Below are 16,388 nucleotides of genomic sequence, written 5' to 3'. Positions count from 1 at the left end.
ATAACCCAAGCCATGTATGAGAGGAACGGTTATGTCAGCGTTTGATGAGTTAGACCCAACCACGCGCACCGAGCTTGAAGCCGCCGCGTTTCGGCGTTTGCTACAGCATCTGGACGATAACAAAGATGTCCAGAATATCGATCTGATGATTCTGGCGGACTTCTGCCGCAACTGCTTATCGAAATGGCTGGTTAGCGCCGCTGAAGCGCGGGATGAAAGCCTCAGCTACGAAGAGGCGCGTGAGTACGTTTACGGTATGCCTTACAGCGAATGGAAAGAGCTTTACCAGCCCCCCGCCACGCCGGAGCAGATGGCCGCTTGGGAAGCGCATCACGCCAAAAAGAAAGCAGCCAAACAAGGGTGATGTCGATGAGTGAGCCAATGGTGCCCCTCAACATAGCCGTCCTCACTGTCTCTGATACCCGCACGGAAGAGACGGATCGCAGCGGTCAGGCGTTGGTCGAGCGGCTAACCAGCGCCGGTCATACTCTCGTTGAAAAGCGCATAGTGCCTGACGATGTCTACCGCATTCGTGCGGTGGTCGCCAACTGGATCGCCGATACGGAAGTACAGGTAGTGATCACCACCGGCGGCACCGGCTTTACTGGCCGCGACTCCACGCCGGAAGCCATCTCGGTGCTGTTGGATAAGCGTATTGAAGGCTTTGGTGAACGCTTTCGCCAGCTCAGCGGTGAGGAAATTGGCAGCTCGACCATTCAGAGCCGCTGCCTCGGCGGCTTAGCAAACGCCACGGTAGTGTTCTGCCTGCCCGGCTCAACCGGCGCCTGCCGCACCGGGTGGGACGGCATTCTGGCCGAGCAGTTGGATAGCCGTCACAAACCCTGCAACTTCGCCAACCTGGTTATCCCAGGCCGGGGGCAGCATGGCTGATTTGCAGCCGATATCCGCCGCGCTTGAAGCGCTACTGGCAGACGTCAGCGCCCTCGATACAGAGTGTGTTCCACTGGAAGTGGCCGGGGGGCGTGTGTTGGCCGAGGCCGTCACCGCGCAGTTGGACGTGCCGCCGTTCGATAATAGCGCCATGGACGGCTACGTTTTGCGTGCCTCCGATGCCGGGCAGTGGCTGCCGGTAAGTCAACGCATTGCTGCTGGTACCCAGGCTGAAGCGCTTGCGCCAGGCAGTTGTGCGCGTATTTTTACCGGCGGGGAGATTCCCGCTGGCGCCGACTGCGTGGTGATGCAGGAGCGTGTAGAGATCGATGGTGAGCGTGCGCTAATGCCTGCGGATATTCCAGCGGGTGATAACGTTCGTCGCCAGGGGCGTGATGTGAAAAGCGGCTCTGTGTTGTTAAATGCCGGTGAGCGGCTCGAAGCGGCGGCTCTTGGCCACTTGGCAGGTCAAGGTGTTACCTATGTGAGTGTGCGCCGTCGGCCCCGGGTAGCGCTGCTCTCGACGGGCGATGAGATTATCGATCCGGGCACCCCGCTCAAGCCTGGGCAGCTGTACAACTCAAACCGACCGATGCTTAGGCGCCTGTTAGAGAACTTTGGCGCGGAAGTGGTGAGTACCGTTAGCGTACCGGATGATTACACCCGCACCGTGGCACTGTTAACGGCCGCTGCTGCTGAGGCAGACTTGGTGGTGACCACTGGCGGTGTCAGCGTCGGCGAAGAGGATCATGTCAAGGCCGCGCTGGAAGCGATTGGTCAGCTCGATATGTGGAAGCTGGCGATCCGTCCTGGTAAGCCGCTAGCACTGGGTCGTTTGCCGCGCGATGATGGCAGTCAGGCACGGTTTATCGGTCTGCCAGGCAATCCGGTCTCGGGGTTTGTTGGTGCATGGCTATTTGTGCGCCCCTTGCTGGGCACCATGCTGGGCTGTCCGGCGCTAACATCACTGCCAGCGGTGACCGCGCAAGCTGGGTTTGCTACCTCTACCGGCCCGCGTGAGCACTATATGCGTGTAACGCTTCAGTTCACGCCTAACGGCATAACGGCGACGGCCTTTGATGACCAGAATTCCGGCGTGCTTTCATCCTGTATTAACGCCGATGCTTTTGCAGTGATTCCGGCCAATAGCGACGTCACGGTGGGCGATAACATCCGCTGTTTATGGTTGGCTGGCTAAGCGTGGGGGCATGAGAAAGCTAAGGATTAAGCTTGCGGGCATCGAGTAGCAGTACTAGCTGCTGCTGGTCGAAGGTTAAGCCGCATAGCGCCGTTGAAAAACGGCGAGAAAGCAGCAGTTTAGGTAGCGGGTAGAGCGTATTGGCCGACAGTTGCTGAAGCATAATGTCACCGCTGACGCCGAGTTGCCAAGTGCTGTTTTTCTCACTAGTGGTTGCTTGTGCGTCGCGCAGGGTGAGCCAGCGACTAGGCGGGGAGGCGTGGTCGCTGCTTTCGTAGAGCAGTGTTTGAGCATTGGCAGTGAGCGTTGTCGTGGGATGATCGGTCATGGCAAGCACATGGCATGCTTCCAGGGCCGCTCGGTAAGGCCCTACGCCAAACAGCACCAAGGCGACCTTGGGCTGCTCATTATGGTCTCTCTGTTGGAGCACTTTAGCCCAGCCCCTGTTGGTAGGCATCGAACAGTGCCTCTGGGTCAAGCAGGGCAAGCGCATGGCGCTCATCTATCTGCCATAGTGCACTGACATAAGGGCGCAGCGCGGGATGAAGCGTTTCAGGAGGCGCTTGCAGCATACTTTGGGCAACCTCACAGACATCGTCAAGTTGCTCAATACGTACGCCACTCGTCATCCCCGCCGCACGGACTAATAAAATCATACCCTGGGGGGTGCCTTCCTGCTTGGGTAAACCGAGCAGTTGATGCAAGCTAACAACGGACTCAATTTTGCCCCGCAGGTGCAGCACGCCCTCGGTAGAGGTGGGCAGCCCAGGGACATAATAGACGGGCTGATCGCTGGGTAAAATTTCACTCACCGCGCTGCCGGGTAGCGCAAACTGCTGGTCATTGAGCCGAAAGAGCACTAACTGCTGGGTGGGCTCATCAACATCCACCACGGTCTCGAGGTCGTCACTTGCCGCTAACGCCTCCTCCAGGGTCTGGGTGGTGAACGGCCGGTCATTCGCTTCGCCGTCACGTGGATATTCAGCGCTCATCGGCTAGCTCCGTTGATATCACTATCTGATTGCGCCCTTGGTGTTTAGCCCGGTAGAGCGCTTGGTCAGCGCTTAAACGCAGCGACTCGGTAGAGAGCTGCGCGGGGAAGCGGCTGATGCCTGCACTGAAAGTACAGCGAAAGCGAACGTCACCGGCGTGAAAATCAACCAGCGCAAAATCCTCACGCAGGCTGTCGATTAATGCAGCGGCTTTCTCTGCGCTGATGCCTTTCAGCAGCACAACAAACTCTTCACCGCCGTAGCGGCCAATAATATCAGATAACCGCAGGCGGCTTTTTAATAGCCTCGCCAAGGTAATAATCACCTGATCGCCCGCCAAGTGGCCGTGGGTGTCGTTAACCTCTTTAAAGTGATCGATATCGATCATCACCATGGCGTGCTGGCTATTATCACGGTGGGCCTGGGCGAGGGTTTTATTGATCAGCTCGGTGGTGGTGCTATGGTTATACAGCCCGGTCATGCTATCGCGGGTCATCAATGAGCGCAGCAGACGCAGGCGCTCGGCGCGCAGACGCACAGCAGAGACGAGCTCTTCGGGCTGCACGGGTTTGGTAAGAAAAGCTTCAACGCCTGCAGACATGGCGGTAATCTGCTTTTGGCTGTCGGTTTCACTGGAGAGATAGATAATCGGTAGCCCCAGGTATTCTGGCTGTTGACGAATAATCGTCGCCAGCTCTTCCCCCGAACACACCGGCATATAGACATCGACCAGCACTAAATCGGGGCTAAAACGCTCCATTGCCGTGAGCGCATCGGCGGGATGATGCACTTGGTGAACACTCATACCGCTCTCTTCAAGCAGCAAGGCGTGGTAGGCAGCCGCTTCGGGCTCATCATCCACCACCAACACCTTCAACGGCTCTTCCTCCGCTGGTGCAGTGAGTTCATCCACGGCTAACATCAGATCCAGCGGTTTCACCGGCTTGGTGAAGTAACCACCGCAGCCTGCACGAACGGCACTCAGGCGCGAATGAAAGTCGCTGTGGGCCGACAGAACGATGGCGGGAAGTGGTTGGCCGGTGAGTTTGTTCAAGCTGGTCAGGGTTTCAGTTCCTGCTGTCTGGCCCTGGGGGAACTGCACATCCATGATCACCGCGTCCGGGCGACGAGTGAGCACGGCGTTAAAAAATGTTTCAGTATCGATAAACTGAACAACGTCATGACCGAAGCAGCGTAAGTGATGGATCAATTGATCGACCTGCTCTGGCTCATCGTCGCACAGGTAAATTAACCGCTGGCGCTGATTGCGCAGCGGCTCCATTTGACTGGTAAGTTCGAAGCTGTTGACGGCCGCCAGCGCCTGCTGTTGGCCGTGATGGGAGCGCAGGTGCTGCTGTTCGCGTCCCAACTGGCGCAGCAGTTGGCTAATAAACGTATCGATATCGTCACGGGTGGGGACGGTAGTGAGCGCCTCCTCCGCTTGATCCGCTAGCAGGGCAAGCCGCTCAAACCCCAGCGACCTCCCGGTGCCTTTCAAGCTATGAAAGAAGCGGTGCAACTCCGGCGCGAGTCGCGCCTGCTCTTCGCTCGTTGTACGGCTCTGCTGCCACAGCTCGGCGGTTTGCGCTAAGCGGGACGGAAGCTGCTCAATAAAACGCTCACGTAGCTGATTGAGCTTATCGTGTAGCGTAGGGGCGGGCTTAGACATCAAACTACCTACGTAAGTGATCGAAAGCGGCGATCCATTCCATGATTAATCCCTTTCATCGCATCGAGCGTTGCTTAGCCTTTGAGTGCCAGTGTCTGTCTCACCGCAGCCTCAAGGTTCCAAGCCAGTTCGGCATCTTTACGTAAACTGGCGTTTAAGCCTGGTGTCTGTTCTAGCGTTGCATCTGGGGTGTCGCCGGTGAGTAAAATAAACGGCAGGTGATTATCTTGTTCGCGCAACATCTCTAACAGCGCTAATCCGCTGACAAGGGGCATGTGCATATCGCTGACGATCAGTTGGATATCGCTATGCGCGTCTAACTGCTCGACGGCCTCCATCGCGTCATTGGCCAGCAAGGTGTGATGGCCCTGAGACTCAAGCAGTGCCGCCGTCATTTCCCCGGCAAGCGGATCGTCGTCTACGACCAGGATATGCATTCCATGACCTCATGGTTGTTGTGGCATTTATAGGGGTAGCAGTAACGCTTGCCATTAGCCCAGTAGGGCCTGGAGCGTCTCTACTAAATTGTTTTGGTCAAAACTACCTTTGACGATATAGGCGTCGGCACCGACTTCAATCCCGCGCCGCCGATCAGCCTCTTTTTCCCGCGAGGTAATAATGATAATCGGCCGGTAACGATAAACTTCATTTTCGCGCAGTCGGGTAGTCAGCGCAAAGCCATCCATCACCGGCATTTCAACGTCGGTTAGTACCGCATCAAACGGCTCCGCCAGCGCTTTGGCTAACCCATCGCGGCCATTTTCGGCCAGCGTGACGTGGTAGCCCCACGCTTCGAGCACATCTTTTTCTATTTCACGGGTATTCAGTGAGTCGTCGACGACCAAAATGCGCTTCGCGAGCGTGGGAGAAGTGTGCTCATGGCTTGGACGCTGGGCAGTGTGCCGGGTGGCTTCCAGTAAGGCGGGCACATGTAGCAGGCTTACCAGCGCATTGCGGCCCATTGAAACCATACCCGAGACCAAGGGTAGATAACGTAGATGCACGGGGAGTGGCTTGATGACCATATCACGCTCATCAATCAATGAATCAATAATCAGGGCGAGCTTCTGGTGCCGCTGATGGACGACCAACAGTAGGGTTTTATTCGTCATGGAAGTCGTCACGGGAAGCCCGAGTAGCTGGGCAAGCGATACTACCGGTACAAATTCGTTGCGTAAAACTAGCGTGCGCTGCCCGGCGGCATCAATGAAGGAGTGTGATGAACACTCTACCAGCTCAGATACGTAAGGCGCGGTTACTCCCAAGTTGACGCCGCCGACGCTGACCAGCAGCACCCGCATCATCGCCAGCGAAAGCGGCAGGCGCAGGGTAAAGCGGGTACCGTTGCCGCGTTCGCTGGCTAGCTGCAGGTCGCCGTTTAGCTCATCTACCACGGAGCGCTTGACCACGTCCATACCCACGCCCCGCCCAGAGAAGTCGGTAATCATGCTCTTGGTAGAGAAACCGGGCAGGAATATAAGCTCCAGCGTCTCCTGTTCGCTTAGTGCATTGAGCTGCTCTTCGCTGATCAGTTGTTTGGCGAGCGCTTTTTGGCGCACCACGTCCAGTGCGATCCCCGCGCCATCATCACGCATTTCAACCACCACCCAATCAGCGTCCTGCCACGCTTCAATCATCAGTTGCCCGCGGGGAGGTTTGCCCGCTGCCTGTCGCTCGGCGAGTGACTCTAAACCGTGATCCAGGGCGTTACGCAGCAGGTGAATGAGTGGATCCGACAGGCGATCAATCATCTGACGATCAAGCTCTATTTCGCTGCCTCGCACGCGGCAGTCGACCTGTTTGCCGAGTGACTGGGCCAGCTCTCGGGACATATGCGCGAGGGGATCAAACACGACGCTGAGCGGCAGCATGCGCATTTGCAGCGCCCGATCGTGTAGGTCGCTCATCAGCGAGTCATGGCTTAAAACGCTCTCTTTCAGCTCCCGGTGAAAGGCGTGAAAGGGCGCCTGCTGCTCGGCAGGGAGTGTGGTACTTAGCTCACGTGCTTGGTCGACTAATGCATGTAAGTGGTGGTGGCCGGAAAGCACCTCTCCCATCAAGCGAATAACATCGTCCAGGCGATCCAAGCGAACCCGCACAGTATCGCTAAGGCGTAGTTCGCTCTCGGTCACCAGCGCAGCGGAGGAGGGGGGCATCGAGGAGGCAGAGAAGGGCGCAAGTGTCGTTGGCGGGCTGGGCGGGGTGATAGCCTGACCGTGGGCAGCATTTTCAAGGGCACTACACAGTGCCTCGTCAGCCGCGGGCAAGTCATCACCCGTCGCCCCTTCCGCTAACCGGCTGATCAAATCTGCCAGCCCATCAACCGCCTGGTTGAGCAGACTGGTCACCACTGGCGTTGCGGTTAAGGTGCCGTCGCGCAGGGCGCTGAGCAGCTCTTCGGTGCTATGTGCCAGGGCGGTAATGGGCACCAGCTTAAGCATCCGAGATGAGCCCTTCAGCGTATGTGCTGCGCGAAACAGCTCATTGACCTGTTCGCGATCAGCGTGACCCTGCTCCAGCGCGCTAACGCCTTCGCGCAGCCGGGGAAGGTGGTCGGCCGCTTCTTCCACAAAGCGCTGTATAAAGCGGCGAATATCCAGCGCCATATTAATCCACTCCCTGGGTAGTGCTGGTCGATGCCAACGTGAGGTTCGCCGCCTCTAAATAACGTTCGGCTAGAAAACGCGCATCGCCTGGTGGTAACGGTGAGGTGATCGTCTCTAGCCCTCCAGCAGAGGTGGGTGTGGAGGTTAGCAAACGAACGACCGCGGCATAGCGCTGCCTGCGCTGTGATGGCTCGTCGCTCAGTTCGCCCTGGCGATAAAGTTCAGCTAAGTAGAAGTGCGCGGGCCAGCACTCTGGAGCGACGTAAGTGGCCCGCTTGAAGTAGTCGTAGGCTAATTGGGGCAACTGCTGCCAGCGGGCCACTAACCCCGCGAGAACCAGCGCATCGATCGACCACGGCTGTTGTTTAAGCAGCGCTGCTAGCAACTTAGCGGCGTCGTCAAAGGCATTTTGATTGAGCAAGCGATGGGCGGTTTGCAGCTGTTGTATGATGCTGTCGGTTTGTGTGTTTTGCATCGCTTGCTCAGATGGCGCATTGGTCGCTAAATCAGTACTACTGGCTAGCTCTTTGCTCGCGCTATCACCTTCACTATTGTCATCTGGCGTGGCGCACAGCGCGACGACGTGAGAGTGATCTGTTGGCACGGCTGCGGGTTGCTCTGCCCGGCGAAAGTAAAAGATGCCCTGGGCTTCGACCAGTTCAAATACGCCGAGATCGTTACCCAGGGTTTCGGTGACACCGCAGAGTAAAATACCGTTCGGGGCTAGCAATTGGCTTAGCTGCTGATGAATATGGTGTCGCGTCTGCTTATCAAAGTAGATGGAGACATTGCGAAACAGAATCACGTCAAAAGGGCCGCCGGGACTGTTTTCATTGGCGTTTAAAAGGTTAAACGGTCGAAAGGTGACCCATTGGCGCAGTGATTCGTGAAGCTTATAGCGGCCCTGATAAGGGCTGAAATACCGCTCTTTAAAGGCCGGTGATAGAGCGCGAAATGCCATGCCTCCATACACTGCATGGCGTGCCTTAGCCAGAATTTGATGATCCAGGTCACCGCCGGTAAGCGTAAATAGCGTTTTGGCCTGCTCTCCAAAGCGCTCAAACAGCATCATCGCCAGGCTATAGGGCTCTTCGCCGGATGAGCAGCCTGCGCTGAAGATGGATAGAGGGGGCTTCTGGGTCGCTAGGCGTTCGGGTAAATAGGTGCTAACCAGCCAGTTCAGAGCCTCCGGCTCGCGGCAAAAATAGGTTTCATTCACCGTTAACTGGCTAACAAACCGATCGAATAGCGCGGGATCGCTGGTTAGCTGTTTAAGAAGCGCAGTGGTGTCGGTGAGCCCCGTTGATGCTTGTAAGCTGGCGACTGCCCGGAATAGCCGGGCTTCTGCCAAGCCCTCCAGGTGTAAACCGCAGCGCTGATGCACCAGCGCTTTAAAGGGGGCAAAGTCGCTCATGCCAGCGGTTCCGGTCGGCTATCCAAGTAGCCGCGAACATCGCGCAGTAGCCGATCCGGAAGGCTATCAAGGGGCAATTCATACTGAATGACGCCGGCATTAACGGCTTCCTGATTCATGCCGTAAATAACCGAGCTGGCTTCATCTTGCGCGAACGTGGTGCCGCCTGCCTGATAGATAGCCCGCATGCCATTAACGCCATCGCGGCCCATGCCGGTTAAAATAATGCCAATTGCATCATGACCATAGACCTCCGCAACACTCTGCAGCAGTACATCGCAACTGGGGTGGTAGAGGGACGTCTCTGGGCTAGGCTTAAGTTGGAAACGGTGGCGTGGAGACACGCATAAATCACGCTCGGAAGGTGATAAGTAAATGTGCCCAGGGCGCAACTGCTCGCCCTCCTGCCCCACACTGACCGGCATGGCACACAACGATGCCAGCCATTGTGCCATGCCATCAATAAACCCATGGCTGATATGCTGGGCGATCACAATTGGCGCTGGAAAAGCGGCAGGTAGCGTTCGCAGCAGGCGCACTAAGGCTTGTGGGCCACCGGTGGAGCAGGCAATGGCGACGACGTACTGAAAGTCTCGCGGCACTCCCTTTGGCGCGGTGGGCAGGGGAGGCAAGGGGATGACTGGGGGGGACGTGGTGACACGTCGGCGTAGGCGAGTGATCACCGCGACACCGGCTAATAAGCGTACACGCTCCACAAGGCGTTCGGCGTCTGCCCCCTCTAACGTGGGTTTAGGCATTACTTCCAACGCGCCCACCTCTAGGGCTTGATAGGCCGTTTGCGCATCAGAGCGGTCGCTGACCACCAGGATGGGCACCCCTTTGCTGTACATGATCTCTTCGATAGCGGACAAACCGTCCATCACTGGCATGTTGAGATCCATGGTGATCAGCTGCGGCGCAAGGCGCTTGGCTAGCTCCACCGCTTCGCGTCCATTGGTGGCTTCACCCACGATCTCAATATCATCGTCCCGGCTGAGGATATCGCGTAGCACGTCGCGGGCTACTTGGCTGTCGTCGGCAATGACTACCCGAATTACACTCATCCGGTATCCTTATCAGCGATCTTTATTTGTTAGGGTGAACTCCTGCACCAGCGCGTTAAGCTCAGCCGACATATGGATCATGTCCTGGCTGATGTCAGTAATGCTGCGCACCGAGTGTGCGTTACGTGAGCTGGCCGTATCGATATCGCGCAGCGCCATCACCACCTGGCCACTGGCCGTTTTTTGCTGCTGTGTGGAGAGCGATATCTGCTGGGCCGCGCTGCTGGTTTGACTCGCTGCCTTAAGCAGCGCTTCCAGATCCTGAGCCGTGCTTATGCTTGCTTCTACGCCCTGCTCGATTGAGGAGGCGCCTTTTTCAGAGGCCACTACTAAGCGATTAATCGCCGTCTGGATATCATCGGTATGCGCCTCAATCTCTTGGGTAGAGTCGGTCACGCTATCAGCCAAACGACGTATCTCGCTGGCGACAACCGAAAAACGCCGACCTGACTCCCCTGCGCTAGAGGCTTCCAAAGCCGCATTGAACGCAATCAGTTTGGTCTGAGCGGCCAGCGTGTTGATCAGTTCCATTACCTTATTGATCTGTTTGGATTTTGCACCCAGTGTCATGATCTCGGTCAGGCTCTGCTCGCTGTCGCTACGGATGTCCTGCATTTTTGACTGTAGCAACTGCATGGCCGCACTGCCTTTACGGCTGCGCTCCAGCGTTTGATTTGCCACGTCGACCACCGACTGGGAGTGGTCGGCGATTTGGGTGGACGAGGTCGAGAGTTCTTCCATGGTGGAAGTGATCTCAGCTACCGAAGAGGCCATCTCTTCGACCGCTGCGGCCATGGTTTGGCTCGCTTCATGGTCAATATCGCTACCTTGCACGCCCGAAAGACCAGCGGTTTTTCCCAGCCGGTCGGCAACTTGGGTGAGTGCCTGAGCGTTTCTAGCCACCGCCGCAATAGCGCGGGAGAGCCGCTCGAGGAGTTCGTTGGTTTGATTGGCCAGGTCGCCAAGCTCGGCTTTGTCGTCGGTGCTGACCCGACGTGAAAGATCCAGGCTGTAGGTAATGTCTTTTAGCTGGCGCTGGAAATCAACCAGCGGGCGGATGAGGCTGCCGGTAAGCGGGTAAAGCACCAGTAGGCCGGCGAGAAGAATAAGCAGACCGATACCGCTGGACTCCAGGAAGCGCTCACGGGTAGACGCCAGGTACGCCTCTTTATCGACTTCGACCATCAGGTAGCGCTGCAGCTCGGGTAGCCAGCGCGTACTAATCAACAGAGTCTGGCCGTCGCGCTCAATCTCTTGTACCTGTAGCTGTTCGTCACGCAACAGGCTCTGCGATGTCTGCTCGGGTAAGGGCTCTGCCGTTGTCTCATCAATAGGGGCTGATTCACCACTACGGTTAGCTTCGCCGCTGCGCACAAGTAGATCTCCCTCAGCGCTTAGCAGCGAAGCGTGACCGGTGTCACCTAAGCGAAAGTCATCAATCAAGCTGGCCATTTGGGAAAGATCCAGTCCTGCGCCAGCCACTACCAGCGGTCGACCATTGGCGGCATTGACCGAGCTGCGGTAATTGACATAAACAAAAGCATCATCGGGAGAGAAGGTGTCGCTATCTAAATTCAGCTCGTAAGCGTTGCCGCTGTCAGTAAAATTGTAGTACCAGTCGTCTTCGCTGCCGGGCGGTTGGATTGTTCGCTGAAGAAATTCACCGTTGCGCAGTTGGAAATAGTAACCCCGCCCCTGATATTGGGCGGCAATAAACAGTAGCTCGGTGTCTAATTGCGCCATAAGGCGAGCTAAATAGCTGGCGATATCGTTTTGTCGCTCTTCGGGCAGACCGTCGCGAACCCACTGCTCAATAAAGTAGCTATTGGCCAGGCTTTCGGAAATGGCGAGATCCTGGCTGAGGTTCAGGTTTATATGCGCGGCCAGCCCTTCGACCTGTGCCGGTAGCTCTTGATTAAGCAGGTTATCCAGCCGCGCCTGGCTGTTGGAGCGCGCTTGAAGATAGAGCGCCAGGAGCATTGCCAGTGCTAAGACGATCCCAAAGGAGAGAAATAGCCGAAGCCGTAAAGGTAGGGATTTCCAGCGCGCTATCATGTTCGCCGTTGCTCCAAAGTAAACGTGGCCCTAGCGACGCTGCTCAAAAGCGCTCAGGGTGAGAAGTGGAGTGATACTTACCACTCTACTTAGGGTAGTGGCAATGATTTCAGCTCTTTTTGTGAGGGCTGTCCAGCCTGGATAAGCGTTTTTGGGTACTTGCGTTTACACGATCGCGTGGGGTACGAAGCAGGAGGAGTCTTTGGTAATGCGGCCAACGTCTTCGCGAATGCCCATGCCGCAGGCACGGTCGCCCACCACCCAACTGCCGATTAGCGCATGGTTGTTACCAAAACGCGGCATAGGGTGATACGCCTGGCGAATCCAGGGGCTGTCGGTGTAGGGGCCGTCCACCGCTTCGCGCTGACCGGCTGGGGTAATCAGCTCCACGTTGCTGCCTTCCCGGGAGAAGAACGGTTTACGCACCCAGCCCGCTGGCAGCGGTGGGCTACTGGTATTCTCGAAAAATGCCGGTAGTAGATTGGGGTGGCCCTCAAAGTGCTCCCATAACAGGGGTAGAATACCCTTGTTCGATAGCACTGCTTTCCAGGGGGGCTCAAACCAGTGGGTGTTTAGCTGCGGGATAACCTCGCCGAAGGCGTCGTCGGCCATCTCTTCCCAGGGGTAGAGCTTGAACAGCGCATGGATAGCATGGTTATCCAGATCAACAAAGTGTTCCGCCCCGGGATGGATGCCAATATCTTCCATATAGATAAACGGTGCCTTGAGACCCGCTTGCACCGCTACATCCTGCAAGTAGTGCACGGTGGCACGCTCTTCGGCGTTATCTTTAATGCAGGAGAAATAGAGCGTACGGGCGTCAATGCGGTCGCCAAGGTGCGCCATGGCATTGATCAGGCGCTCCTGTATCGAATTGTACTGATCCGCATGGCGGGGCAGGATGCCCTGGGCGATGGCCTGTTCAAGCCATACCCACTGAAAAAAGCCCGCTTCATATAGCGAAGTGGGGGTATCGTAGTTGAGCTCTAGTAGTTTCGCCGGGCCGTCGCCAGAGTAGGCAAAATCCATCCGCCCGTAGAGGTGCGGTTGGCCTGACTTCCACGAATTATGGATGCTGTCCCACATATGCTCTGGCAAAGCCAGGCGCTGCATCAGTGCATTGGAGTGGCAGATCTTATCAACCAACTCCATGCACATCTCATGCACTTCTTCGGTAGGCGCTTCGATATCCCGCTCTACCTGCTCTAGGGTGAACTGGTAGTAGGCGTCCTCTTTCCAGTAGGGCTCCCCGTCGATGGTATGAAAATGGAAGCCCAGCTCGTGGGCGAGGGCTTTCCAGTTGCTTCGTTCAGGGATATCGATACGCAGCATAGTAACCTTTGCTGGCGGCTTAAGAGCCCCAGCCACCTCGTGCAGAGGAGCGTGACCCAAAACCGCTGCGCTGAGATGTGGCTTGGCGGTTCTGAACCACTGAGCTACGCATGGCATCGTTACGCTGGGTGACGCGCTGAGTCGCCTGGTTAGAGGCCGTGTTCCAGTTGCCCTGGTTTTGACGGTTGCGATACACCGGCTCCTGGTACACCCGTTCAAAGGAGCGGCCACGGTTGGTATTGGACATCATGCTGCCGACCATATAGCCCATCATAGCGGGCATAAACCAGCTGCCGCCGGTGCTTCCGGTTGCGGCTTGGGACTGCTCATCGGTAGGGGCAGTACACGCGCCTTCACCATTCTCAGCTTCACACTCTTCAAGCGTGCTATAGCGCGGCACCTCTTTCAGAGATGCTTCATAGGCGTCTTCACAGGCGCTGCGGGTATAGACATTCTCTGCAACGCAATCCTCAACGCTTTGAAAGCTGCGCGGCTGGTCGAACTCTATATCGGTGATTTGCTCTTCCTGGGGTGGCTGACCACAGGCGGTAAGGCCAAAGGCACTAGCGCCCATCATCGCCAGTGACAAGCGCCCGCTACGCTTGCGGCGTGGCAAATGTGGGGTGTGATCGTGTTTAGACATACAGGCTCTCCTTTACCACGTCGTCGTTACCAAGTCATCGAAGCGGCGTTGAGTAAGCCGACTGCCACGGCCACGCTGGCCATCAAAATGCCGTAGGCCTGGTGGCCTTCGGTGATGTGCTGAGAGAGGCTTTCACCCTGTTTACGCAGAAACAGCTTAACGGCGAAGAAGGTTGCCAACTGGACGATAAAGGCCACTACGCCCCAGAGCACAAAATCGATAAAGTTGATCGAGTGGGCCATCGCGCTATATAGCGGAATAGTAAAGCCTAAAATAGAGCCGCCGTAGGCGGAGGCCGCGGCCGCGTTACCTTCACGAATCAGTGTCCACTCGTGGTGTGGGGTAATACGGCTGTAGCAGTACATAAAGGCGGCAAGCAGTAGGATCGCCGTCACTAGATAAGCAAGAAATGACGGCAGGCCGTAAAGATAATTCACCATGGTGGCAGTTTCCTTGTATAGCTCTTAAGTTAGCTCTTAAGTTAGCGTTAAAAACAGCTGACAGATTACATTGCGTCGATATCAACGGAGGCTACGTCCACCCCTACGTTGTTCACCACCATAAAGCTGCCTTCGCCATCGTTTTCAGCGCTCAGCAGCAAGTACTCCATGCGCTCGGCGCCTTCGATGGTGCGCTCGTAAAGCATCGCGTGATGAGTCACTTGCCGGGTAGCCACGCTCTCGGTGGTCATTACCTGCTCTTCAAAAACGACGGGCGGTGACCACAGACTGTCTCCGTTACCCCATACCCGCTGGTAGGTGCAGCTGCGCGCCTCGTCACTGGTCGAGGTCAGCGTTACGGTCTGCGCGCCGATGCTGTCGGGCAGTTTGGCGTCACCGTTGATCAACTTATCAAACTCTGCATCCGAGAGATGGGCGACACGGTAAAAGTCGAACAGCTTATATTCAAGCACCTGACCATGCTCGATATTGGCCTGCAGCCAAGTGTCGTTATCCAGATAGAAACGCACCAATTGCGCCCCTTGGCCCAGATCGACATGCCCCACGGCAGCAATATGGTGGTAGGCGTCGTCGTCCCAGCGAAACAGCGCGTCGGAGTGGGCGCGCAGGCCAATCAGCTTGATATTGACGCGCCCATCCAGGCGTAGGCCCTCAAGGTCTTCCTGGCTGATGCCCATAGGCAGGCCCGCAGCTACCGGACGGCCTGTATTGGGCTCGGGCGGCTTTTCCGTGGTAGCGCGAAAAAGTGCCTTGAGGGTGTTAAACATGGCCTGGCTCCCTAATAAAGTTAAACGCTGACTTGCTCTTAACGCTTATTCCTGTGCGGCGTTTTTCTTCGCTTTCAGGCGCGCTAACACGTCGTCTGCTTTGCGATTCTGGCCACCTACGCCGGCTGCTTTCAGGCGGGCTTCAAGCGAGCTACCGCTCTCTTCTGCCGCCATATCGTCAGCCGCCTGCATTTGCGCTGAATTAAGCTGCTGGCGCTCTTTAATGCGCTCCAGGGATTCCATGGCGCTGCTCATGGCGCTGTTCTGACCTGAGTGGCGAGCGGCCACGGCGGATTGGGCTTTCTGCGCCGACTCAGTCGCTTTCACGACGCTCACCTGCTGTTTGAGCTGGCGGAGCTGGTTGTCTGTGCCGCGAATAGCACCGCGCAGTTTCTCAATGCTAGCGTCGTACTCACTAATAATGGCGCGCTCCGCTTCCAGGTCATCCTGTAGCGCCACCATGCGCTCAGCGACTTCCACCGCCAGCGCTTCTTCGCCTTTATCCAGCGCGGCCTCAGCGCTTTTTTCCAGCTCGGCAATTTTACTTTCCAGCGTGTCGGCTTTATTACTGTTCAACTGGCGCTGGCCCATCAGGCGGGTAAGTTCAGTTTTAGACTGACTTAAGTGAGTCTCTGAGTCGCGAATTTCCTGGTCTAAAATGCGTAGCGCCTGGGAGTCCACCACTGCTTGACCGGTTTCATTCGCTTTGCCACGCAGGGCTGTCATGATTTTGCTTAACATAAGAAATTTCTCTTAAAAAAGACTGTAAAGTGCCACATAACAGGTGGCATTGACCATTTAACTAACGTTAGGCGAAATGGCTCTGAATCAGTTCGGCGACATCCATGGCCGCACTGGCCGTGGCGTGCAGCTCGGCGCAAATTGACTCAAGTTTCGAGTCGCCAAACAGTTGCCCGTAAGCTACATAGAAGTCGTGACCATCGATCTCGACAATGCCCACGGAGGCCAGCGGTAGCGCAATGCCCTGACGCAGCAGTACTTCGTTGAGCTCTGTGGTGTTTTTAACGCTCTCCACGGCAACGATAGGCGCCATGGCGACCCACTCATTTTCGCTGCGCGAGAGGGTAATCGGCAAGTTGCCGTAATCGTTAAGCTCCCAGATCAGGGTCTGATTCGTCTCATCCAGGCTGATAGTGCCCTCAGGCCACTCAAGGGGCGCATCTCCAGCGCTGTTGTGCGCTGGCTGACTGACTAACTCATATAGCTCGGTGGCGGTGATGCCGTTGTTAACGGTAGGCGTAGTCAAGGCAATCTGCTCCATCGTTTGTTAAGTGT

Annotated in this window: 17 protein-coding genes; 3 read left to right on the top strand and 14 right to left on the bottom strand. The window is 56.5% G+C overall.

Going from position 1 to position 16,388, the window contains the following annotated elements; translation table 11 throughout:
• Positions 1–31 precede the first annotated feature (31 nt).
• The 3 genes from ACFIOZ_RS18690 to glp are packed head-to-tail and all read left to right on the top strand — an operon-like array spanning position 32 to position 2,089.
• The gene (locus tag ACFIOZ_RS18690; protein ID WP_022521834.1) at positions 32–364 is read left to right on the top strand and encodes a DUF1244 domain-containing protein; all 333 of its coding nucleotides are present in this window, start codon (positions 32–34) and stop codon (positions 362–364) included.
• 5 nt (positions 365–369) lie between these two features.
• The gene (gene moaB, locus ACFIOZ_RS18685; protein ID WP_035580813.1) at positions 370–891 is read left to right on the top strand and encodes a molybdenum cofactor biosynthesis protein B; all 522 of its coding nucleotides are present in this window, start codon (positions 370–372) and stop codon (positions 889–891) included.
• Positions 884–2,089, top strand: coding sequence for a gephyrin-like molybdotransferase Glp (glp, locus tag ACFIOZ_RS18680; protein WP_386080354.1), 1,206 nt, complete (start codon positions 884–886; stop codon positions 2,087–2,089). Before moaB ends, glp begins: the two co-directional genes overlap by 8 nt.
• 19 nt (positions 2,090–2,108) lie before the next feature.
• Here the strand turns inward: glp and ACFIOZ_RS18675 are convergent, their stop codons facing one another.
• From ACFIOZ_RS18675 to ACFIOZ_RS18610, 14 genes are all read right to left on the bottom strand, one after another.
• Positions 2,109–2,519 carry a hypothetical protein gene (locus ACFIOZ_RS18675; RefSeq protein WP_386080352.1) on the bottom strand — a complete coding sequence of 137 codons (411 nt, stop codon included), beginning with the start codon at positions 2,517–2,519 and terminating at the stop codon, positions 2,109–2,111.
• 1 nt (position 2,520) lies between these two features.
• On the bottom strand, positions 2,521–3,081 hold the full coding sequence (locus ACFIOZ_RS18670) for a chemotaxis protein CheW (RefSeq protein ID WP_386080350.1): 561 nt from the start codon (positions 3,079–3,081) through the stop codon (positions 2,521–2,523).
• Positions 3,071–4,750 carry a diguanylate cyclase gene (locus ACFIOZ_RS18665; RefSeq protein WP_386080348.1) on the bottom strand — a complete coding sequence of 560 codons (1,680 nt, stop codon included), beginning with the start codon at positions 4,748–4,750 and terminating at the stop codon, positions 3,071–3,073. Before ACFIOZ_RS18665 ends, ACFIOZ_RS18670 begins: the two co-directional genes overlap by 11 nt.
• Before the next feature lie 74 nt (positions 4,751–4,824).
• Positions 4,825–5,187: a response regulator gene (locus ACFIOZ_RS18660; protein ID WP_386080346.1), complete on the bottom strand. Its 363-nt coding sequence runs from the start codon at positions 5,185–5,187 to the stop codon at positions 4,825–4,827.
• 54 nt (positions 5,188–5,241) lie between these two features.
• Entirely contained in the window at positions 5,242–7,356 is a 2,115-nt protein-coding gene (locus ACFIOZ_RS18655) for a hybrid sensor histidine kinase/response regulator (RefSeq protein ID WP_386080344.1), read from the bottom strand.
• 1 nt (position 7,357) lies between these two features.
• The gene (locus ACFIOZ_RS18650; RefSeq protein WP_386080342.1) at positions 7,358–8,770 is read right to left on the bottom strand and encodes a CheR family methyltransferase; all 1,413 of its coding nucleotides are present in this window, start codon (positions 8,768–8,770) and stop codon (positions 7,358–7,360) included.
• Complete coding sequence (gene cheB, locus ACFIOZ_RS18645) at positions 8,767–9,834, bottom strand: chemotaxis-specific protein-glutamate methyltransferase CheB (protein WP_386080340.1); 1,068 nt, start codon at positions 9,832–9,834, stop codon at positions 8,767–8,769. The genes ACFIOZ_RS18650 and cheB overlap by 4 nt, the downstream gene beginning before the upstream one ends.
• 12 nt (positions 9,835–9,846) lie before the next feature.
• Entirely contained in the window at positions 9,847–11,889 is a 2,043-nt protein-coding gene (locus tag ACFIOZ_RS18640) for a methyl-accepting chemotaxis protein (RefSeq protein WP_386080338.1), read from the bottom strand.
• Between the two features lie 165 nt (positions 11,890–12,054).
• Positions 12,055–13,221, bottom strand: a complete 1,167-nt coding sequence (locus ACFIOZ_RS18635) for a glutathionylspermidine synthase family protein (protein WP_386080337.1) — start codon at positions 13,219–13,221, stop codon at positions 12,055–12,057.
• Positions 13,222–13,240: 19 nt separating this feature from the next.
• Positions 13,241–13,864, bottom strand: coding sequence for a DUF1190 domain-containing protein (locus tag ACFIOZ_RS18630; RefSeq protein WP_386080335.1), 624 nt, complete (start codon positions 13,862–13,864; stop codon positions 13,241–13,243).
• 26 nt (positions 13,865–13,890) lie between these two features.
• The gene (locus ACFIOZ_RS18625; protein WP_308335751.1) at positions 13,891–14,304 is read right to left on the bottom strand and encodes a DUF350 domain-containing protein; all 414 of its coding nucleotides are present in this window, start codon (positions 14,302–14,304) and stop codon (positions 13,891–13,893) included.
• Between the two features lie 65 nt (positions 14,305–14,369).
• Positions 14,370–15,092, bottom strand: coding sequence for a DUF2491 family protein (locus ACFIOZ_RS18620; protein ID WP_386080333.1), 723 nt, complete (start codon positions 15,090–15,092; stop codon positions 14,370–14,372).
• A gap of 45 nt (positions 15,093–15,137) precedes the next feature.
• Positions 15,138–15,833 (bottom strand): PspA/IM30 family protein, encoded by a 696-nt coding sequence (locus ACFIOZ_RS18615; protein ID WP_386080331.1) that lies wholly within the window; start codon positions 15,831–15,833, stop codon positions 15,138–15,140.
• Between the two features lie 67 nt (positions 15,834–15,900).
• Positions 15,901–16,359, bottom strand: a complete 459-nt coding sequence (locus ACFIOZ_RS18610; RefSeq protein WP_386080329.1) for a DUF2170 family protein — start codon at positions 16,357–16,359, stop codon at positions 15,901–15,903.
• Between the last annotated feature and the right edge of the window lie 29 nt (positions 16,360–16,388).

This window comes from Vreelandella sp. F11, assembly GCF_042466685.1.
Lineage (GTDB): Bacteria > Pseudomonadota > Gammaproteobacteria > Pseudomonadales > Halomonadaceae > Vreelandella.
Note: the sequence above shows the minus strand (reverse complement) of the source record. Positions and strands in the feature narration are given on the sequence as shown.